The organism is Paractinoplanes atraurantiacus, from assembly GCF_900215205.1.
GTDB classification, from domain to species: Bacteria; Actinomycetota; Actinomycetes; order Mycobacteriales; family Micromonosporaceae; genus Actinoplanes; species Actinoplanes atraurantiacus.
Genome location: NZ_OBDY01000022.1, coordinates 96246 through 116131, shown reverse-complemented (window position 1 = coordinate 116131; position 19886 = coordinate 96246). Strand labels below are relative to the sequence as shown.

At 69.7% G+C, this 19886-nt stretch carries 21 protein-coding genes; 8 read left to right on the top strand and 13 right to left on the bottom strand.

What is annotated here, in order from left to right; genetic code table 11:
• Window positions 1-25: 25 nt before the first annotated feature.
• Window positions 26-568 (top strand): GNAT family N-acetyltransferase, encoded by a 543-nt coding sequence (locus CRP55_RS36015; protein ID WP_245923587.1) that lies wholly within the window; start codon window positions 26-28, stop codon window positions 566-568.
• Here CRP55_RS36015 and CRP55_RS36010 read toward each other — a convergent pair.
• Window positions 525-1370 (bottom strand): helix-turn-helix transcriptional regulator, encoded by an 846-nt coding sequence (locus tag CRP55_RS36010; RefSeq protein ID WP_097326447.1) that lies wholly within the window; start codon window positions 1368-1370, stop codon window positions 525-527. The genes CRP55_RS36015 and CRP55_RS36010 overlap by 44 nt on opposite strands.
• Between CRP55_RS36010 and CRP55_RS36005 the strand changes: the two genes are divergently transcribed.
• Together CRP55_RS36005 and CRP55_RS36000 are read left to right on the top strand one after the other, a co-directional pair.
• A complete protein-coding gene (locus tag CRP55_RS36005; protein ID WP_218854790.1) occupies window positions 1362-2387 on the top strand; it encodes an MFS transporter in 1026 nt (341 codons plus the stop codon). The genes CRP55_RS36010 and CRP55_RS36005 overlap by 9 nt on opposite strands.
• A 58-nt stretch (window positions 2388-2445) precedes the next feature.
• Window positions 2446-2805, top strand: a complete 360-nt coding sequence (locus CRP55_RS36000; protein WP_097326299.1) for a DUF2255 family protein — start codon at window positions 2446-2448, stop codon at window positions 2803-2805.
• Window positions 2806-2839: 34 nt separating this feature from the next.
• On the opposite strand, the gene CRP55_RS35995 is transcribed toward CRP55_RS36000, so the two are convergent.
• Genes CRP55_RS35995 through CRP55_RS35960 form a run of 8 tightly spaced genes read right to left on the bottom strand, consistent with a single transcriptional unit; the run spans window position 2840 to window position 9536 of the window.
• Window positions 2840-4981, bottom strand: coding sequence for a chemotaxis protein CheA (locus CRP55_RS35995; RefSeq protein ID WP_097326298.1), 2142 nt, complete (start codon window positions 4979-4981; stop codon window positions 2840-2842).
• Complete coding sequence (locus CRP55_RS35990; RefSeq protein WP_097326296.1) at window positions 4981-5241, bottom strand: STAS domain-containing protein; 261 nt, start codon at window positions 5239-5241, stop codon at window positions 4981-4983. Before CRP55_RS35990 ends, CRP55_RS35995 begins: the two co-directional genes overlap by 1 nt.
• On the bottom strand, window positions 5238-5609 hold the full coding sequence (locus tag CRP55_RS35985; protein WP_097326294.1) for a response regulator: 372 nt from the start codon (window positions 5607-5609) through the stop codon (window positions 5238-5240). The genes CRP55_RS35990 and CRP55_RS35985 overlap by 4 nt, the downstream gene beginning before the upstream one ends.
• Before the next feature lie 9 nt (window positions 5610-5618).
• The gene (locus CRP55_RS35980; RefSeq protein ID WP_097326292.1) at window positions 5619-6629 is read right to left on the bottom strand and encodes a methyl-accepting chemotaxis protein; all 1011 of its coding nucleotides are present in this window, start codon (window positions 6627-6629) and stop codon (window positions 5619-5621) included.
• Entirely contained in the window at window positions 6622-7686 is a 1065-nt protein-coding gene (locus tag CRP55_RS35975; RefSeq protein WP_097326290.1) for a protein-glutamate methylesterase/protein-glutamine glutaminase, read from the bottom strand. Before CRP55_RS35975 ends, CRP55_RS35980 begins: the two co-directional genes overlap by 8 nt.
• Window positions 7683-8168 (bottom strand): chemotaxis protein CheD, encoded by a 486-nt coding sequence (locus CRP55_RS35970; protein WP_097326289.1) that lies wholly within the window; start codon window positions 8166-8168, stop codon window positions 7683-7685. Before CRP55_RS35970 ends, CRP55_RS35975 begins: the two co-directional genes overlap by 4 nt.
• On the bottom strand, window positions 8161-8994 hold the full coding sequence (locus CRP55_RS35965; protein WP_097326287.1) for a CheR family methyltransferase: 834 nt from the start codon (window positions 8992-8994) through the stop codon (window positions 8161-8163). Before CRP55_RS35965 ends, CRP55_RS35970 begins: the two co-directional genes overlap by 8 nt.
• Window positions 8991-9536 (bottom strand): chemotaxis protein CheW, encoded by a 546-nt coding sequence (locus CRP55_RS35960; RefSeq protein ID WP_097326286.1) that lies wholly within the window; start codon window positions 9534-9536, stop codon window positions 8991-8993. The genes CRP55_RS35965 and CRP55_RS35960 overlap by 4 nt, the downstream gene beginning before the upstream one ends.
• Before the next feature lie 144 nt (window positions 9537-9680).
• On the opposite strand from CRP55_RS35960, the gene CRP55_RS53450 reads away from it, so the two are divergent.
• On the top strand, window positions 9681-11348 hold the full coding sequence (locus CRP55_RS53450; protein WP_097326284.1) for a methyl-accepting chemotaxis protein: 1668 nt from the start codon (window positions 9681-9683) through the stop codon (window positions 11346-11348).
• On the opposite strand, the gene CRP55_RS35950 is transcribed toward CRP55_RS53450, so the two are convergent.
• Window positions 11345-12841 (bottom strand): beta-N-acetylhexosaminidase, encoded by a 1497-nt coding sequence (locus CRP55_RS35950; RefSeq protein WP_097326282.1) that lies wholly within the window; start codon window positions 12839-12841, stop codon window positions 11345-11347. The two genes, CRP55_RS53450 and CRP55_RS35950, sit on opposite strands and share 4 nt — an antisense overlap.
• Window positions 12842-12988: 147 nt before the next feature.
• On the opposite strand from CRP55_RS35950, the gene CRP55_RS35945 reads away from it, so the two are divergent.
• Window positions 12989-13564, top strand: coding sequence for a Rossmann-fold NAD(P)-binding domain-containing protein (locus CRP55_RS35945; protein WP_143235149.1), 576 nt, complete (start codon window positions 12989-12991; stop codon window positions 13562-13564).
• 46 nt (window positions 13565-13610) lie between these two features.
• Here CRP55_RS35945 and CRP55_RS35940 read toward each other — a convergent pair whose 3' ends face one another.
• Window positions 13611-13823, bottom strand: a complete 213-nt coding sequence (locus tag CRP55_RS35940) for a bleomycin resistance protein (protein ID WP_097326278.1) — start codon at window positions 13821-13823, stop codon at window positions 13611-13613.
• Window positions 13824-13947: 124 nt separating this feature from the next.
• On the opposite strand from CRP55_RS35940, the gene CRP55_RS35935 reads away from it, so the two are divergent.
• The 3 genes from CRP55_RS35935 to CRP55_RS35925 are packed head-to-tail and all read left to right on the top strand — an operon-like array spanning window position 13948 to window position 16275.
• On the top strand, window positions 13948-15381 hold the full coding sequence (locus CRP55_RS35935; protein WP_097326275.1) for an MFS transporter: 1434 nt from the start codon (window positions 13948-13950) through the stop codon (window positions 15379-15381).
• A 29-nt stretch (window positions 15382-15410) separates the two neighbouring features.
• Window positions 15411-15872: an STAS domain-containing protein gene (locus tag CRP55_RS35930; protein ID WP_097326273.1), complete on the top strand. Its 462-nt coding sequence runs from the start codon at window positions 15411-15413 to the stop codon at window positions 15870-15872.
• 58 nt (window positions 15873-15930) lie between these two features.
• Complete coding sequence (locus CRP55_RS35925; RefSeq protein WP_097326443.1) at window positions 15931-16275, top strand: hypothetical protein; 345 nt, start codon at window positions 15931-15933, stop codon at window positions 16273-16275.
• Here the strand turns inward: CRP55_RS35925 and CRP55_RS35920 are convergent.
• Window positions 16250-18001, bottom strand: coding sequence for an FAD-dependent oxidoreductase (locus tag CRP55_RS35920; RefSeq protein WP_097326271.1), 1752 nt, complete (start codon window positions 17999-18001; stop codon window positions 16250-16252). The two genes, CRP55_RS35925 and CRP55_RS35920, sit on opposite strands and share 26 nt — an antisense overlap.
• Window positions 17988-19826, bottom strand: coding sequence for a maleylacetate reductase and hydroxyquinol 1,2-dioxygenase domain-containing protein (locus tag CRP55_RS35915; protein ID WP_097326269.1), 1839 nt, complete (start codon window positions 19824-19826; stop codon window positions 17988-17990). Before CRP55_RS35915 ends, CRP55_RS35920 begins: the two co-directional genes overlap by 14 nt.
• Window positions 19827-19886: the final 60 nt, after the last annotated feature.

Genomic DNA, 19886 nt, shown 5'->3' with positions numbered 1-19886 from the left:
TACGCACATAGTCGGTGCCGTTGTCATGGAGGCCCACCCCACGATGCTGACCGTTCGCCCCGCCCGCCCCGGTGACGCGGCCCCGATGGCGCGCGTCAACGTCCGCTCCTGGCAGGAGACGTACCGCGGGCTCATGCCGGACGCGGTCCTCGACGACCCGGACCTGCCGGCCACCCGGGAACGGTTCTGGACAGCCGCGCTGACCGAGGAGCGCTTCCGCGCCAACCGGGTGGCCGTCGCCGAACGCGACGACCGTCTGATCGGCCTCGCCATGGCGGGCCCGCCGCTCGACGAGGACGCGACCTGGGTCCAGCAGTTGTACGTGCTCTACGTGCTGGTCGCCGAGCACGGCACCGGCGCCGGCCGCGCGCTGCTGGACGCGGTCATCGACCCGGCCGCGCCCGCCGCCCTGTGGGTGGCCGACCCCAATCCGCGGGCACAGGCCTTCTACCGCAAGCACGGCTTCACCGCCGACGGCGCGTCCCGGCGTGAGAGCGGCGTGCCGTCGATCCGCATGGTCCGGGCTACGTCCGCACGTCGGTCGCGGCCCAGCTGGCGATCAGGTTGAGGGCGTCCTGATGGGCGGAGTGTGGTTCGGCGCTGTAGGCGTTCAGCTGCAAACCCTGGTCGGCGGTCAGCTGCATCGACTCGTACGACAGGTCGAGGTCGCCGACCAGCGGGTGGTGCAGGCGTTTGACGCCGGTGCGGTGCTGGCGGACGTCGTGGGCGGCCCACCACGTGCGGAACCGGTCGCTGCGGGTGGACAACTCGCCGATCAAATCCGTCAGGCCTTTGTCGTACGGGTTTCGCCCGGCCTCGCCGCGCAGCAAGGCCACCACGTCCTCGGCCAGCTGCTCCCAGTCGCGGTAGAACTCCCGCGCGGCCGGGTCGAGGTAGATGAAACGGGCCAGGTTGGGCGGCCCCTCGAAGACCGGCGCGAACACGGCCCGCGCCAGATGGTTGGCGCCGAGGATGTCCATGCGGCCGTTACGGACGTACGCCGGAGACCCGGTCATGGCATCCAAAAGCTGCTGAACCCCGGGTCGAAGCTGCCGCGTGGTGCGGCGGCGGACCGGCCGGGCGCTCTTGTTGGCCTGCCGCGCGAGATCGTAAAGATGATCCCGTTCGGCGTCGTCCAGCCGGAAAGCCCGCGCGAGCGACTCGAGCACACTCTCCGACACCCCGGACAGGTTTCCCCGCTCCAGCCGCGTGTAGTAGTCGACGCTGACCCCGGCGAGCATCGCCGCCTCCTCCCGCCGCAGCCCCGGCACCCGCCGGCTGGTCCCGTAGGCGGGCAGCCCGGCCTGCTCGGGCGTGATGCGGGCGCGGCGCGTGGTGAGGAAGTCCTTGATCTCGCTCCGGTGGTCCATGCCCCGACGCTACGTCGGCGTGCGAGCCGCTGGGAGGTTCTGGCGGTACCTGGAAGAGCCGTCACCCTGGTCTTCGGTGGCCTTCTCCTGCTCGGCGCCAGGTCCGGGGACATCGTGGGGCGTCGGCGGATGTTCGTGATCGGGCTGGTGCTGTTCTCGTTCGCGTCGCTGCTGGTGGGGCTGGCGCCGCACGACTGGTGGCTGATCGCGGCCCGGGCCCTCCAAGGGGTTGGCGCGGCAATCCTGGCCGCGTCGTCGCTGTCGCTGCTGACCGCGAACTTCGCCGAGGGCCGCGAGCGCGCCAAGGCCGTGGCCGCGTACAGCGCCGTCGCCGGCATCGGGGCCAGCGCCGGGCTGGTCGTCGGCGGGGTGCTGGCCGATCTGGTGTCGTGGCGGGCCGGGTTCTTCCTCAACGTGCCGATCGGCATCGCCATGATCGTCGCGGCCCGGCGGTTCATCGGCGAGACCGAGCGGCACCGGGGGCGTTTCGACCTGGTCGGGGCGCTGTCGGCGACGCTGGGGATGACCGCGCTGGTGTTCGGCATCATCGAGAAGTCGCTCGGTGCGGTGGCGCTGGGTGTCGTCCTGCTGGCCGTGCTGGTGGTGAACGAGGCCCGCGCCGAGCAGCCGATCATGCCGTTGCGGTTGTTCGCCGACCGGCGGCGGACCGGCGCCTATCTGGTCCGGATGCTCTACCTCGGCGCGATGATCGGGTTTTTCTTCTACACGTCGCAATATCTGCGGGGCGTGCTCGGTTTCAGCCCCTTGCAGGCAGGCCTGGCGTTTCTGCCCATGTCGGCCGTCAACTTCGGAGTGGCGACGCTGGTCAACCGTTTCAAGCCGGTCCCGGCGCTGATCGCCGGCGTGGCGATCACGCTGGCCGGCATGAACACGTTCCACCAGCTTGGCGGCGCGCTCGGGCTGGCCGTCCTCACCGCCTTGGCGGGCAGCAGGATCGGCCCCGCCCTCACCACCGGCAGCGCCTGCTCGCGGGCGCCCTGGTGGTCGTCGTCCTGATGATCGCAGTAAAGAGGGAGACGGCAGCTCCCGCACACGAGGCAGTGAAGGTGTAGCCATGACATGGAACGACGATGAGCTCCGCCGGATCGGTGGGGCCGAGGAACTGCAGGTCAGCTCGGTGCGTGCCGACGGGAGCCTGCGTCCGTACGTGACGATCTGGGTGGTCCGGGCCGGTGACGACATCTTCGTCCGGAGCGCCTACGGCTCGGACAACGGCTGGTTTCGCCGGGCGAAGGCCGCGGGCGCCGGGCGGATCAGGGCCGGCGGGGTGGAACGCGACGTCGTCTTCGAGGAAGCGGCGACCCAGGACGGCATCGACCAGGCCTATCACGACAAGTACGACCGGTACGGGCCGGCGATCGTCGGCAGCGTCACCGGGCCCGACCCGGCGACGCTGCGGCTGCGGCCACGGTGATCAGGCCGAGAACGGCTGGGTGAGCCCGGCGGCGTCAGGCCGCCTGGCGGGTCTGTTCGCGGTCGGAGTGGTCGGCGATCAGCGGGCCCACGTCCAGGATCAGGGCTATCTCGCCGTTGCCCAGGATGGTGGAGCCGCTGATGCATCTCACCCGGCTGAACAGGATGCCCAGCGGCTTGATGACCGTTTGCAGCTCGCCCAGCAGGCTGTCGACGACCAGGCCGGTGCGTTGCCCTGACTGTTCGACGATGACGACGTTCTGGCGGCGGGCCGGCGGGCCAGGGATGGTGAACAGCTCCTTGAGGCGGATGAACGGCAGCACCTCGCCGCGCAGGTTCATGACGTCGCGGCCGGGTGGGCCCGGTGGCAGCTCCACGCATTCGGTGACCCGGTCGAGCGGGACGATGAACGACGACGTGCCCACGCCGACCAGGAAGCCGTCGATGATGGCCAGGGTCAGCGGCAGACGGATGCGGATGGTCGTGCCTATTCCCCTGGTCGAGTCCATCTCGATGGTGCCGCGCAGCGATGTCACGTTGCGCTTCACCACGTCCATGCCGACGCCCCGGCCGGACAGGTTGGAGACGGTCTCCGCCGTCGAGAAGCCGGGCTCGAAGATGAGGTTGTAGACCTCCGAATCGGTCAGCGGGGTGCCGGCCGCGACCAGGCCCCGTTCGACCGCCTTGGCCAGGATGCGGTCGCGGTCGAGGCCCCGGCCGTCGTCGGCCACCTCGATGACGATGTTCCCGGCGTCGTGGTAGGCGTTCAGCCGCAGCGTCCCCTGCTGGTTCTTGCCGTATTTGCGGCGCTCGGCCGGCGGCTCCACGCCGTGGTCGAGCGAGTTGCGCACCAGGTGCAGCAGCGGGTCGCTGATCCGTTCGACCAGCGCCTTGTCCATCTCGGTGTCGGCGCCGGTGATGACCAGCGAGACTTCCTTGCCCAGCTCCATCGACACGTCGCGGACCACCCGTTCGAAGCGGCGCAGGGTCGTGCCGATCGGCACCATCCGCAGCGACAGCGCGCTGTGCCGGACCTCGTCGACGAGGCGCATGACTTCGGCCTGGGCCTCGGAGGTCTCCGACGAGGAGGAGATGCCCGTGCTCGACTGGGCGATCACCAGCTCGCCGACCAGGTCGATGAGCTTGTCGAGGCGGCCGGCGTCGACCCGGATCGTGCGGTTGTCGTGGGAGCGGGTCTCGGTCGTGCGGCGCTGGCGGGCGAGCGCCGCGTCGACGATGTCGCGCTGCACGATGCCCATCTCGACCAGGAGCTCGCCGATCGGCTCGGGTTGCGTTCCCTGGCGTACGGCCCGCTCCTGTTGAAGTCGAAGGGCTTCTTCCATCTCCAGCTCGGTCACGGCGCCGCTGGTTATCAGGACGTCGCCGATCCGGTCGTTCTCCGGCATGGCCCGGATCGCCCGCACGTAGGCGTCGAGCTCGCTCTCGGCCGGCACGATCCGGATGTCGCTGTCCTCACGGACGAAGTCGAAGACCGTCTCGATCTCGCTCTTCGGCGCGGCCGTCACGAGTGTCACGTCGAAGCTCAGATAGCACGACTCGGCGTCCATCGCGTCGGCCTCGGGCAGCGCCTCGACGCTGGTCACCACGTCGGTCACCTCGCCCAGCGACGACAGATAGCGCAGGAAGGACAGGGGGTCCATGCCGTTGCGCAGGCAGTCCGGCCCGAAGTTCAGCGCCAGCTGCCAGGACCTCTCCCGCTGCGCGGGCTCGGCCTCCTCGGCGACTTTCTCACTGCCCGTCGTGGTCATTCCGTTTTGGAGGTACGGGTTCAGGCCCTCCAACAACCGCATGCCCTCCGCGGCCTGGGAGCTGTCCGGTTCCATCTGCCCCGCCGCGAGATTCTCGATCTGCGACGAGATGTGATCGGTGCACGGCAGGAGGGCGCTGACCAAACCCGGAGAGACGTCCAGGGTTCCGTCGCGCACCGAGCCGAGCACGGTCTCGACGACGTGGGTGAACTCGACCAGGTGCCGCATGCCGAACAGCCCGGACGAGCCCTTCAGCGTGTGCGCGGCCCGGAAGATGGCGTTGACCGTCTCGCCCCCGCCGGGCTGGTCCTCCAGCTCCAGCAGGCCTTCCTCGAGGCCCTGGACGAGGTCGCGGGCCTCGGTCACGAACATGTCGAGCGCTTCGCGCATGTCGTCGTCGAGCGACATCACAGCTCCAGGCGGGTCAGGGCGAGCACCTCGGTCACGGCCGGGCTCGGGTCGACGAACTCGACCGGCACGTGCAGCCGGTCACCCTCGCGGCGGGCCAGCAGCAGCAGTTGCAGGCCGGCGGTGTCGATGTCGCCGACCGCGGCCAGGTCGATGCGCACCCCCTCGCCGTCGGCCAGCGCGGCCAGCAGGCGTTCGCGGTGCTCGGCGGCGGTGATGATGGTCAGCTCGTCGTCGACCGTGAGCCGGCGTGCGGTCACGGCGCGACCAGCTTGGACACGGCGCTGAGCATCTGCTCGGGCTGGAACGGCTTGGTCACCCACGCCTTCGCGCCGGCCGCCTGGGCCTGCTTCTTCTTGTCGTCCTGCGACTCGGTGGTCAGCATGATGATCGGCGTGAACTTGTAGGCGGGCAGCTTCTTGGCCTCGGCCACGAAGGTGATGCCGTCCATGTTCGGCATGTTGACGTCCGAGATGATCAGGTGCAGGCGCTGGCCGCCGCTCATCTTGCTCAGCGCGTCCTTGCCGTCGTTGGCGGTGATCACCTCGTACCCGGCGCCCTTGAGCGCGATGCTGACGACCTGCCGCACCGACGCGGAATCGTCCACGATGAGAATGGTCTTGGCCATGGCCGTCTCCTAGAAGAAGGTGATTTCGGATTCGCTGACCTTGGAGGCCTTCTGCGAGGTGTGCGCCTGGTGTTCCTCGGCCATCGTGTATTTGGACGAGAGCTCGGCGAGCAGCGCGCGTGAGTCGAGCGTGGCCGCCACCTCGGGGAACCGGGCGATGTTGTCGCGCAGGTGCTCCAGCATCTGGCCCACCCGGTCCTGGAACTGCAGGCTGACCAGCGAGTCGCTGATCTCGCCGCGGATGCCGATGGCGGCCCGCTCGAGTTCCTGCGACGAGCTTTGCATCTGCGAGAGCGCGCCCATCAGATCGTCGAGGACGGCCTGGACCTCGCCGTTGGCGTGCGCGACCGCGTTGCCCTCGCGCTCGCCGCTGGCCTCGGCCGCGGCCAGCACCGAGTTGATGGCCTCGGCGACCCGGTCCACCTTTTCGACCATGCGGGCGCTGGTGTTCTGCGACCGGTCGGCGAGCTGGCGCACCTCCATGGCGACCACGCCGAAGGAGGCGCCGACCGCGCCCGCCCGCTGCGCCTCGATGGCCGCGTTGAGGGCGAGCAGGTTGGTCTGCGCGGCGATCCGGGTGACCTCGCCCGACATGCTGCGCAGCTCCTCGTTGAGCCCGAGCAGCGAGTGCAGCTCGTTCAGCGACTCGTGGTTGGCGCTCAGCGCCTCGTCGAGGGAGCCGACCACGTCGCCGAGCCGGTCACGGCTGCGGTCGAACGAGCCGTGCTGGCCCTGGGCGAGTGCGCCGGCCGAGGAGGCCAGCACCGAGTCGAGGTTCTCGACGATGCCGGCGAACGTCTCGGTGAGCTGACTGATCGCGGTTTCCATCTGGGCGCGGGACGAGTCGATCTGGGCCGACCAGACCGGGGCGACGGCGCCGGCGAAGTCGGCCACCTTCTCGGCGTACCGGTCCGGGGGCGCCGCCGGCAGGGACGCGGCCGAGGGCCGTCGGCCGCGCGCCAGATATCCGGCGCCGAACCCGGCGGCCAGCGCAATCGCGCCGATGAGCAGCTCAGCCATGGTGGTGGATCACCTCCGCGATCTGTGGGAGCGGTGTCTCGCGGTCGACGGCGCCGAGCTCGACGGCCTCCCGGGGCATGCCGTAGACGACGCAGGTGGCCTCGTCCTGCGCCACGGTGAAGGCGCCGGCTCGTTTCATCTCGAGCAGCCCTCGCGCGCCGTCGTCGCCCATCCCGGTCATGATCACGCCGAGGGCCTCGGGCCCGGCCGCCTTGGCCACCGAGCGGAACAGCACGTCGACCGACGGGCGGTGCCGGTTGACCGGCGGCCCGTCGAAGACGCGGACGCGGAACCGGGTGTCCATGCGCAGCACCTCGAGGTGGCGCCCGCCGGGCGCGACCAGCACGTGCCCGGGCAGCACGGGCTCGCCGTCGGTGGCCTCGCGCACCCGTACCCGGCACATGGTGTCGAGCCGCGCGGCGAAGGCGGCGGTGAACTTCTCCGGCATGTGCTGCACGACGACGACGCCGGGAATGCCGGGGTGGAGGGCGGGCAGCACCTTCTCCAGGGCCTGGGTGCCGCCGGTCGACGTGCCGATGGCGATGATCCGCTCGTCGACCGCGGCCCGGGACCGCAGGTGGGGCGCGGCGGTGGGCCCGGCGCCGGCCATGGCGGGGGTACGGGCCGGAGCGCTCCGCTTGCGGCGCGCGCCGGCGGCGGCCGCGTCCCGGACGGCGGCCACGATGTCGCCGGCGTCGTCCTGCATGAACTTCTTGAGCCCGGACTCCGGCTTGGCGATCACCGAGACGGCCCCGGCGGCCAGCGCCTCCATCGAGGTCTGGGTGCTGCGCTGGGTCAGCGTCGAGCAGATGACCACTGGCGTCGGCCGTACGTCCATGATCTTGCGCAGGAAGGTGAGGCCGTCCATCCGTGGCATCTCCAGGTCGAGCACCACCACGTCCGGCCAGCGCTTGTTCATCTGCTCCATGGCGAAGAGGGGATCGGGGCAGGCGGCGATGACCTCGATGCCGGGGTTCTCGCGCAGGCGCGCGGACAGCACCTGGCGCACGACCGCCGAGTCGTCCACGATGAGCACCCCGATCTTCGCGCCGGTCACGTCGGCGGCCCGCCATGAGGCATCGGCTCCAGGGCCCGCATCCAGACGGCGCCGGTGGCGATGTCGAAGATCAGGCGGCGCGCTCCGGTGCCGCCGAACTCACGGACGCTGAGCTTGAAGCCGTACTTCTCCAGCAGGGACACACCGGCCTGGACGTTGTTGCCGGCCACGTCGAGCGGGGCCGGCACGCGCAGATGCGGGAACTGCTCGCCGCCGCCGAACATCTTGACCTCGTACTGCTGCGGGGTGGTGTGGTGATGGCGTACGTCCCGAAGGAACCGGCAGATCGCGCCGTCCGCGTATCGGGTGTCCGGCGGCCCGTCACCCTGACGCCGCACCGGGAGCATGTAATGGCACATGCCGCCGACGTGCAGACCCGGGTGCCACAGCGTGATCGAGACGCACGAGCCGAGCACGGTGTGCACACGGGTGTCCGCCCCACCGAAGTGGTAGTCGCCGGGATGCAGGAAGACCTCAGGCACGGGCGTCGTCCAGCCGGTAGATCGACGGCTCGATCATGCGCAGCTTCGACGGGATCGCGTTGAGCGACTCGGAGCTGCCGATGATCAGATGCCCGCCCGGCACGAGCTGTTCCACCAGCCGCGGCACCAGCGCCCGCTTGGTGTCCATGTCGAAGTAGATCATCACGTTGCGCAGGAAGATCACGTCGAACTTGCCGAGTTCGCGGAAGTCGTGGTTGAGGTTGCGGCAGTGGAACTGCACCCGCGAGCGCAGCTCCTTGGTCACGGTCATCAGGCCCGTGTACTCGTCGCGGCCCTTGAGGCAGAACCGCCGCAGCAACGGTTTCGGGATCTTCTCGGCGGCCGCGATCGGGTAGAGGGCGGCGCGGGCATTCTCCACGATCCGGCTCGAGATGTCGGTGCCGACGATCTCCCACGAATGCGGCGGCAGGACGTCGCCGATGACCATGGCCGCGGTGTACGCCTCCTCGCCGGACGAACTGGCGGCGCTCCAGAACCGGAACATCCGCCCGGTCTGCCGCTCCGGGATGATCACCCGGCGCAGATAGTCGAAGTGCTGCTGCTCGCGGAAGAAGAACGTCTCGTTGGTGGTGAGCAGGTCGATCAGGTGGCGCAGCTCGGCCGGGTCGAAGCGTTCGCGCAGCAGGCGCACGTAGTCGGAGTAGCCGGGCAGCCCGAGGGCGCGGATCCGCTTGTCGAGCCGGCTCGAGACCAGCGCCTCCTTGCCCGGGGCGAGCCGGATGCCGCTGTGGTCGTACAGGAGGCCGGTGATGTACTCGAAGTCCGCCTTGCCGATCGTCCGCGCGTACGCGAGCGGGGCCGTCACGACTCTTCCGTCGGATGCCGCTGGGCCGCCTCGCTCAGGCGGACCATGTCGCTGATGGACAGCACGTGGCTGACGTCGAGCAGGATCAGGAAGTCGTCGTCGCGGCGGGCCATCGCGCTGATGTAGTCGGCCCGGATGCCCGCGCCGAACGACGGGGCCGGCTCCAGGTCGTCGGGGGAGAGCGTGACCACCTTGCTGGCCGAGTCGACCAGCACGCCGATGTCCTGCCCGCCGGCCGAGCCCTTCTCGTCCGTGTCGAACTCGGCCATCTCGGCCGGCGACGGGTCGTCCACGTGCACGATGATGATGCTGGTGCGGCGGCCGACGTCGGTGCGGCCGCGCCCGAAGCGGATCGCCAGATCGATGACCGGCACCGCCCGCCCGCGCAGGTTGATCACGCCACGGATGAACTCCGGCATCATCGGCACCACGGTCAGCGTGCGGTACTCGAGGATCTCCGTGACGTGGAAGATGTCGAGCGCGTACGCCTCGGCGTTCAGCGTGAACGTCAGGTACCGCCCGGCCTCGGTAACCGTGTTCATGACCCGATTCGATCAGATCCTTTCCGGACCGCGTGCGGGAACAACGACTTAGGCTCGAAAGGCCCTCGTTGTCCGCTATCGGCCCTCAATGCCGAATGCATTTTCGCCGGATAGGGGGATACTTCCCTCGTTACGATCACTTCCATGGCCGAGCTGACACATTCCCGCGGCGGATTTCGTGACCTTCCCATCGCCTGGAAACTGCGGGGACTGGCCGGGGTGGTCTGCGTTCTGCTGATCGTCATCGGCGCCGTGGGCATCTATCAGCTCAGCCAGACTCAGAACCGGCTGTCGCATCTCTACAACAGCAACCTGCACGACGTGCGGCTGCTCGGCGAGATCTCCACCGATTACACCGACGTACGCCTGAAGTTGCGCAACGTGGCCATGGCCAGCGGCGCCGCGGCGACCGACACGGCCGTCGACAACTTCGACAACTCGATGGCCGCCCTCGACCAGGTGTGGGGCGAGTTCGCCGGATCGGCGCCGGGCGACGCCGACGCGGAGTCGTTCGCCACGAACTGGGCCTCGTACAAGAAGATCGCCGAGGAGAAACTGAAGCCGCTGGCGACCGCCAACCGCATCGCCGAATTCAACTCCGTCATCAGCGCGCAGGTGAATCCGATCTCCCAGAGCATCGAGACCGCGGTCGACAACCTCATCAGCAAGGACGACACCGCGGCCAAGAAGTCGCTCGACGATTCCTCCTCGGCCTATTCGACGGCGCGACTCGTGCTGATCATCCTGAGCCTGCTCGCCCTCATCCTCACCTTCACCGTGGTGCAGATGATCACCCGGGCCGTGGCCAACCCGCTCAAGGAGACGGTCACCGTGCTCACCGCGATGGCGCAGGGCCGCCTCGACCAGCGGGTCGCGGTGTCCGGCCGCGACGAGGTGGGCCGGATGGGCACGGCGCTCAACAGCGCGCTCGGCCGCCTCGGCGACACGGTCAGCACGGTCGTCGAGTCGGCCAATCAGCTCAACAGCGCCTCCCTGCAGATCAGCGGCGCCTCGCAGAGCCTGTCCCAGGCGGCCACCGAGCAGGCGGCCAGCGTCGAGGAGACCACGGCCAGCATCGAGCAGATGACCGCCGGCATCGCCCAGAACAGCGAGAATGCGGCCGCGACGGAGGGCATCGCCACCACGACGGCGGCCGAGGCCCAGGAGGGCGGCGAGGCGGTGCAGCGCACGGTGGCGGCCATGAAGGAGATCACCAGCAAGATCGGCATCATCGACGACATCGCCTTCCAGACCAACATGCTTGCCCTGAACGCGACGATCGAGGCGGCCCGGGCCGGCGAGCACGGCAAGGGCTTCGCCGTGGTGGCCAGCGAGGTCGGCAAGCTGGCCGAGCGCAGCCAGGTCGCGGCCCAGGAGATCAGCCAGCTGGCCGCGGGCAGCGTGCAGACCGCGGAACGGGCCGGCGACCTGCTCTCCACGATGATCCCGAACATCATCCGCACCTCCGACCTGGTGCAGGAGATCGCCGCCGCCAGCGGCGAGCAGTCCACCGGCGTCCGCCAGATCAACATCGCGATGAGCCAGATCGGCAAGGTCACCGAACAGACCGCGTCCTCCAGCGAGGAGCTGGCGGCCACGGCCGAGCAGATGTCGGCCCAGACCGCTCAGCTCACGGCCCTGATGGACTTCTTCCACACCGGCGGCGCCACGCCGTCGCACCGCCCGGCGTTCAGCGGCCACGCCGAGGCCCGCGCCTATCCGGCGGCCTCGCCCTGGGACACCCCGGCGCCGGCGATGAGCGGCGCCGGCACCTCTCCGGCCGAGCTGGAAGCCAAGTTCGACCGCTTCTAACCGATCCGCGGCGACCGGTAGAAGTCGACGCCCTGGAGCTCCCAGCGCGGGTAATACTCGCGGATCCGGGTGCGGAACGACTCCCAGTCCTTGCGCGCCGACCAGCCGATCTCGGCGATCGCGGCGAGGCGAGGGAAGGCCATGAACTCGATGTCGTCGATGCTGCGCAGCGTCTCCGACCAGAGCGGCGCCTCGACGCCGAGGATGTTGCGCTCGGGAGTGTAGGAGAGCGGATCCCAGCCGTACGCGTCGTCGACCTCGATGTAGGCGGCCCAGCTCAGGCCCAGGCGGGTGGCGGGGTCGTACTTCATGTCGAGGTAGGCGCGGTTGGCCGGCGACAGGACCACCTTCGAGGCGTGCACCGGGGTGAAGGTGGGCTCCAGGTTCCAGTACTGAAGAACCGCGCCGGTCGCGGCGGGTGCCTGGTCGATCTCGTTCCAGCCGTACGGGGTCTTGCCGTACTTCGCGACGAGCGGCAGCACCCGCTGCTGGAAAGCGATGTAGTCGGCCTCGGTGGTGGCGTGCGCCTCGTCGCCGCCGATGTGCAGGTACGGCCCCGGCGTCAGCGCGGCCAGTTCGCGGATGACGTCCTCGACGAACCGGTAGGTGACGTCCTTGCCGATGCACAGCGAGCTGTAGCCCACCTCGGTGTCGGTGCGCGGCGGGGGAGCGACACCGTCGCAGGTCAGCTCGGGGTAGGCGACCTGCGCGGCGTTGACGTGCCCCGGCATGTCGATCTCAGGAATGATCGTCACGTACCGGTCGGCGGCGTAGCGCACCAGGTCGCGGTAGTCGGCCTTGGTCAGGAAGCCGCCGCCGGCCCCGTCGACACCGGTGCCCGGCGCGCCGCCGACCGCCGTCAGCCGCGGCCACGAGTCGATCTGGATGCGCCAGCCCTGATCGTCCGAGAGATGCAGGTGCAGGTAGTTGATCTTGAATCGGCTGATCGCGTCGATGTACTTCTTGACCTCGGCCGGCGTGTGGAAGTGCCGGGCCAGATCGAGCATCGCTCCGCGATATTCGAACCGCGGCCGATCGACGATCTCCCCACCGGAGACCACCCACTTGGCCCTCTGTGGCGTGGCGGCGTCGATGGCGGGCGGCAGTAGCTGCCGCAGCGTCTGCACACCGGCGAAGAGGCCGGCGTTCTCCCGCGCGCCGATGGTGATGGCGCTCTTGGTGACGGTCAGGCGATAACCGGGGCTTCCGTCCGTACGAAGGGAGATCTTGTTCGATCCCGCCTGGCCGACCACCGGCAGCCGATATCCGGTGGCCGGCCGCAACGCCTCCGCCAGCCGATCCGCGACATTCCGGGCGCTTCGCGGCGCCTCGATGACCGTCCGATCGGTGATCCGGAACGCCGCTCCGTGCTGCCGCACTTCCAGCGGCGCCGGCACGACACTGCCGAGAGCGATGGCCGGACTCTCGGTGGGCACTTGCGCCGAGGTCAGCGGCAGAGCAAGCGCGAGCAGGGCGGCGGCAACGATGCGCATCCCTCGACCATAGACACCCCTCAATGAATCTGTGAAGACTCTTTCCGGTTCCGCACGTGAGGTGGGCGACCTTCGCTGCGGACGGGGCGCCGAACCACGTACCATCCGGGCGCTCAAATATGTGGATCTTCTGATAGGACCGTCGCAGTGACGCAGCCCCCTGCCCCGCAGCCCACTCAGCCCGGCTTCGCCCCGCCCGCGGACCCCGCTTACCCGCCGGCGCCGGCGCCCGTCGCGGCGCAGCGAGGATTCAGCGGTCTCGCCATCGCCGGCGTGATCCTGGCGATCTTTGTGCCGTTCGTCGGTTTCATTCTGAGCCTGATCGCCGTCTTCCAGACCGGGGCCGCCAAGAAGCGGGGACGCGGCCTGGCCGTCACCGGCGTTGTCCTGTCGGTCGTCGTCATGGCCTCGGCCGGCGCGCTGATCTACTCGCTGTCCAAGTCGACAGTCATCGACCCCGGTTGCACCGCCGGCAAGGCCGCGATCTTCAAGCTCGATGCGAACGCGACGCCGGCCACTGTCGAGACCGCGATCGCCGAACTGAACGCGGCGGCCGGCAAGGCCAAGGACGATGACGTCCGCAAGGCCATGAAGACCCTGGCCGACGACTACGCCAAGCTCATGGCCGACGCCAAGGCGGGCAAGGCCCCGGACGCCGCGGCCATGCAGCGCATCACGGCCGACGGGCAGGCCATCGACGACCTGTGCACCATCGGCTCCTGACCTGAGGGCTGGGCGGCGCTGGTTCCCGGCGCCGCCCAGCCGCCCGTCAGGACGGGATGACCACGTTCTTGACCTCGGCCATGTACTTGTTGCCGGCGGCGACCGCCTCGTCCGAGGTGCTGCCGTTCTGGCGGGCGTTCAGGTAAGCCGCGTACCAGTCCCACCAGTTGTGCGGTGGGGCCGCCTTCTCGAAGGCGTCGTGGTGCTCGGCGGTCTCGTGCAGAAGGTCGGCCAGGGCGGCCACGTCGCTGTTGCTCATGATGTCTCCTCAGATCTTCTGGTACAGCCAGCATCGCGCACGCGGGCGCTGAGCCGAACCCGTGGAGACCCTGGTCGTCACCCCGGGAGGTTCGAATCGTCTTACCTTTGGGTAGCCCGGGTTCATGTCCTCCGGAACCATTCGCACCGATGTCCCGGCCCGGCTCGACCGGCTGCCCTGGGCTCGCTGGCACTGGATGATCGTTATCGGGCTCGGCACGGTGTGGGTGCTCGACGGCCTCGAGGTGACGATCGTCGGCAACCTGTCCGGGCGGCTGGCCGAGCCGGGCAGTGGCCTCGACATCACGCAGAGTCAGGTCACCGGCTTCGGTGCGGCGATCTACGTGCTCGGAGCGTGTTGCGGCGCGCTCTTCTTCGGCTGGCTTACCGACCGGTTCGGCCGCAAGAAGCTGTTCATGGTCACCCTGGCCGTCTATCTGTTCGGCACCGCGATGACCGCCCTGTCGTTCGACCCGTGGTGGTTCTTCCTGTTCCGCTTCGTCACCGGCGCCGGCATCGGCGGCGAATATGCGGCGATCAACTCAGCTATCGACGAGCTCATCCCGGCCCGGTACCGCGGCCGCATCGACCTGATCATCAACGGCACGTACTGGGCCGGCGCCGCGTTCGGTGCCCTGCTCACCGTGCCGATCCTCACCCAACTGCCGGTCGGCTGGGGCTGGCGGGTCGCGTTCGGCCTCGGCGTCGTCCTCGGCCTGGTGATTCTCCTCGTACGCCGTCACGTGCCGGAAAGCCCGCGATGGCTGTTCATCCACGGCCGCGGCGAGGAGGCCGAGACCCTGGTCTCCGACGTCGAGAAGACCGTGGAACGCGAGGACCACGTCAAGCTCGAGCCGGTCTCCCGTTCGATCGAGATTCATACCCGCAAGACCATCGGGTTCGGCACCATCGCCAAGACCCTGATCACCCGGTACCCGAAGCGGGCCGGGCTGGGCCTGGCCCTGTTCATCGGCCAGGCGTTCCTCTACAACGCGATCACCTTCGGCTACGCGCAGATCCTGCAGACCTTCTTCGACGTGCCGTCCGGCAGTACGGGCTACTACTTCGCCGTCATCGCGGTCGGCAACCTGCTCGGCCCGCTGCTGCTGGCCCCGCTCTTCGACTCGGTCGGCCGCAAAATCATGATCACCGGCACGTACGTCCTCTCCGGTGTCCTGCTTCTCGCCACTGCTTGGCTGTTCAGCACGGGCGTGCTGAACGCGGTCACGATGACCGCCTGCTGGTGTGTGGTGCTGTTCTTCGCCTCGGCCGGCGCCTCCTCGGCGTACCTCACCGTCAGTGAGATCTTCCCGATGGAGACCCGGGCCCTGGCCATCGCGTTCTTCTACGCGGTCGGCACCGCGGCCGGCGGCATCACCGGGCCGCTGATCTTCTCCGGGCTCGTCGGCACCGGCAAGGTCGGCGACACGGTCCTGGCCTTCGTCATCGGCGCCGCCGTCATGATCGCCGGCGGTGTGGTCGAGGCGTTCCTGGGCGTCAAGGCCGAGCGCCGCAGTCTGGAGGACATCGCCACACCGTTGACCGCGACACGCGAGTAACATGTGGACCGCACCCGGGGGGAGCACCCATGGCTGACGGTGTCATCATCCACGAGCCGGTCACCCCGCGTGCGGCCACGCTGCACGCTCACGGCGAGTTCGACCGCGACAACTGCGACCGGTTCGCCACCGCGGTCTATGTCGAGCTCGCCGCCGGCCGCCGGGTCATCGACATGAACATGCGCCACCTCGATTTCATCGACGCCGCCTGCGTGGCGACCCTGCTCGACTGCCGGGCGCGGGCCTTCGCCGTGGGCGCCGAACTGCGGATCGGTGAGGCCGCCGGCATCGTCGCCCAGATCCTCGACATCACCGCCGTCCCGCGCCTGCACGGCCCGTCCGGCGGCGCCCACCGCTGGACCCGCCGCTCCGTTCCCCGCGATCCCCTCTCCGCCGCGGCCGAGGTGGTCGCCACCTCCGGCTACCTGGTGGAGCGGGCCCGCGTCCTCGTGGCCCAGACTCGCCGCCTTCTCACCGCGATCCACAGCTGACCCGGGCGGTTATTCGCTGGCCGTCCGTCCTCCACTTCACGATCATGGGTGGGTGCCGATCACCGAGACGATCACGTTGTGGCGCCCCACCGGCCCCCAGGAGCTGGCCCTGGTCGAGGCGTCCGGCGGGCGGGCCTGGCCGCCGCGCCTTCCGGACCAGCCGATCTTCTACCCGGTCCTGAACGAGGAGTACGCGACCATGATCGCCCGGGACTGGAACGTCCCGGCCTCCGGCGTGGGCTATGTGACCCGCTTCGAGGTCCGCAAGTCGTTCCTGGACCGCTACGAGGTGCATCAGGCCGGCGGCCGGACGATCCTCGAGTACTGGATCCCGGCCGAGGATCTGCCCGAGCTCAACGCCAACATCGTCGGCGAGATCACCGTCGTCGCGGAGTTCCGCTGACCGAGCCCCGGGCCAGCACCCGGTCCAGGACCTCGCGCAGGGTGGCGGCCGGGTCGTCGGCCGGGCCGTAGCTGCGGAAGCAGACGTAGTTGTCGGGGCGGAGCAGGACGCAGCCGCCGTCGCCGACCTCGCGCAGGCGGGCCCAGTCGCCGTACGGATCCTCGTAGTCCGCGCCGGGGCCGATGGTGACGGCGGTGACGCCCTGGGAGCGGGCCGCGGAAACCCACTGTTCGCCGCCGATCCCGGTGAGCAGCGTGAAACGGCCCTGGCCGCCCAGATCCAGTGTGGACAGGCGCTCGGCGCCGCGGGTCACCCACGCGTGGGGAACCTTCGCGCCGGGCCACGTCGTCGCGTGGTGGTAGAGCTCCTCGTCGCGGGGATTCGCCGGGAACGGTGTCCCGTCCGGCGTGACGGCGTCCGAGGCGTACCTCTGGTCAAGCTCGACGCCGTGGGTGTTGAACTCGTAGTTCTTGAACTCGATGGCCTCGCGGAGCGCGCGCCGCTGCTTCTCGGCCTCCGGCGTCGGCAGTTTCCGGGCCGCCATGTTCGCCCGCAGCTGGGCCGGATCGCCGGTGGAGAGCAGGCCCAGCGCCTCGAAGACGCGGCCGGTCTCGCCGATGCTGCGGTTGGCCCGGTCGACGATCTGCTTGCCGATCGGGGCGCGCTCGGCCGAAAAGGTGTCGAGCAGCCCCGGGCCGGCCGTGCCGTCCAGGACCAACTTCAACTTCCAGGCCAGGTTGTACGCGTCCTGGATCGACGTGTTGGAACCGAGACCGTTCGACGGTGGATGCCGGTGCACGGCGTCACCCATGCAGAAGACGCGCCCGCGGTGGTACGTCTCGGCGTACAGGTGATTGACCGTCCACGCCGAGGACGACTTGATGGTGACCGGCACGGTGTCGTCGCCGATGAGGTGGTGGGCGATCCGCCGGGCGTACTCCTCGGTGAGGTCCGGCGGCTCGCCGTCGATGTCGTAGCCCCAGACGATGAGCCATTCGTGCCAGGGCCGCACGCAGCGGACCAGCCCCATGCCGATGCCGCCGACGTCGGAGCCGGTCTGCAGCACCCAGTAGAGCGTGCTCGGGCGGTAGGCCGTGTACTTGGTGAGGTCGGCCTCGAAGACGATGTTGATGCTGCCGGCCACGCCCATCCGGCCGACCATGGGCAGGCCGATGTCCTCGGCCACCTTGCTGCGGCCGCCGTCGGCGCCGATCAGATATTTCGCGCGGATCTGGTATTCGTCGCCGCGCAACCGGTCCCGCACGGTCGCCGTGACCCCGTCCTCGTCCTGCTCCAGCGAGAGATATTCGGTCTGGAAGCGGAACGACGTGCCCCGGGCGATCGCGTTCGAGGCCAGCACCGGCTCCATCAGGTGCTGCGGCATGTCGCAGATGCTCGACGGCGAGGCCAGCAGGTGGTCGGCCAGCCGCGACGGGTGGGTGTACCAGGTGTGCAGCCGGCCCAGCTCCTCGCCGGCCAGGCTGGTGCAGAACGTGGTGTCGCCCATCAGGTGCTGCGGGGTGGCCTGGGCGACCACCTGGTCCTCGACGCCGGCGTCGCGCAGCACCTCCATGGTCCGCTGGTTGGTGATGTGGGCGCGGGGAGTGTCGGAGAGGTTGGCGTACTTGGTGACGACGACATTGCGTACGCCGTAAGTGCTCAGCAGCAGCGCGGCGGCGCCACCGGCCGGGCCGCTGCCGACGATGAGAACGTCAGTTTCCAGCATTCTCGGGCCCCAATCGAAAGGTGAAGGCGACACGGCGCGTACCGTCCTCGCCGGCCGGGAAGTCGACGATCAGGTCGTCCTTGACGCCGAAGACCGCGTCGGAGTCGAGGTATGGCCCGCCGGCGACGAAGAGCTGGGTGACGAGCCGGCGGAACCCGGGCGCGCTGATCATGAAGTGCAGGTGCGGCGCCCGGTACGGATGCCGGCCGGTGGCCCGCAACATCCGCCCGACCGGGCCGTCGTCGGGAATCGGGTACTCCGAAGGCAGGATCGAGGAGAACCGCAAGCGGCCGTCGTCGCCGCTGCGCAGCCGGGCCCGCAGGACCGGGCCCTCCAGGTCGGGCAACTGCACGTCGTAGAAGCCGTCCTGATTGGACTGCCAGACGTCGACGGTGGCGCCCGCCACCGGTCGCCCGTCGAGGTCGGTGATGGCGATGTCGGCCCGCAGCGGTGTGCCGGCCAGGCCCTCGGCGAGGTCGGCGCCGTGCTCCCTGACAGGCGGCCCCTCGACGTAGAAGGGCCCGAGCACGGCCGACGGCGTGGTGTCGGGGGAGCGGGAGTTGCTCAGCAGGTCGACCGCGCTGGAGATGCCGAGGGTGTCGCTGAGCAGCACGAACTCCTGCCGGGTGGGCGAGCAGAGCTGCCCGGTCTCGGTGAGGAAGCCGACGGCGGCCTTCCACTCGTCCTCGGTGAGGTCGTTGTCGGCCACGAAGCCGTGCAGCCGGGTGACGAGGTCGCCGAGCAGCGAGGCGAGCCGCTTGTCGGGCGCGTTCGCGAAGCTGGCGACCACCTCCGCGGTGAGCCGGGTGAGGTTGTCCGCGGCCGATGCCGGCCGGCTGCCGTGCCACGCCTCGTCCAGGAAGGGACGTATGCCCTCGGCGTCCTTCACCGAGGCGGCCACCGGTTCCAGCGCCGTCTCGGTGAGGCCGAGCCCGGCCAGCGAGGTGGGCGCCCCGAGGCGTACGGCCAGATCGAAGACTCCGGTGGGCGCGTCGGGCACGCCGAGCGCGGCGGCGACACGGCGCATGGCCGCGGGCGCGGAGGGTGCCATGTAGGCCATCACGTGCGGCAGCAGAACCGTGTGCGTCTCGGAGTGCGGCATACCGTACGAGCCGCCCAGAACGTGGCAGAGCTTGTGGTGCGGCCCCATCGTCACCGTGCCGAGACAGATCCCCGCGAGCCAGGCCCCGACGAGCGCGTCCGTGCGGGCGTCGAGATCGTCCGAATCCTCGGCGATGCGGGGCAGTGCCCGGGCGAGCCGGCCGATCGCGTCCAGGGCGAAACTGTCGATCGCCGGGTTGGCCTGCGGCGAATACAGGGCCTCGACGGCGTGCGCCATCGCGTTCAGTCCGCTGGTCACCGACAGCCCGGCCGGCAGCGTCCGGGTCAGCTCCACGTCGTAGATCACGGCCTTCGGCACGAGCGCCGGATCGCGGCGGGTGGTCTTCACCCCGCCTTCGGTCTCGCCGAGGACCGGCGTCATCTCCGACCCGGCGTACGTGGTGGGAACCGCGATCAGCGGCAGGCCGGTCCGCGCCACGAGGGCCTTGCCGAGCCCCGTGCTCGACCCGCCACCGAGCGCGACCAGGCAGTCGGCCTTCTGCTCGCGCACCACTTCCAGCGCCCGCTCGGTCACCTCGACCGGCGTGTGCATGGCCACCCCGTCGAAGCGCGCCTCGACACCGGCCACACCCGGCCGCCCCGGCGTGGTGAGCAGCAGCGGCCGCGCCCCGCCGACGCGCGCCACCTCATCCGGCAGCCGGCTCAGCGTCCCCACCCCGAAAATCACCCGCGAGGCGTGCGCGTTGTACTCGAACGACTCCACGCGCCCAGTGTCAGCCCGCCGGCCCCCGCCGATCCTGCACAATTCCGCTGCACATTCGCG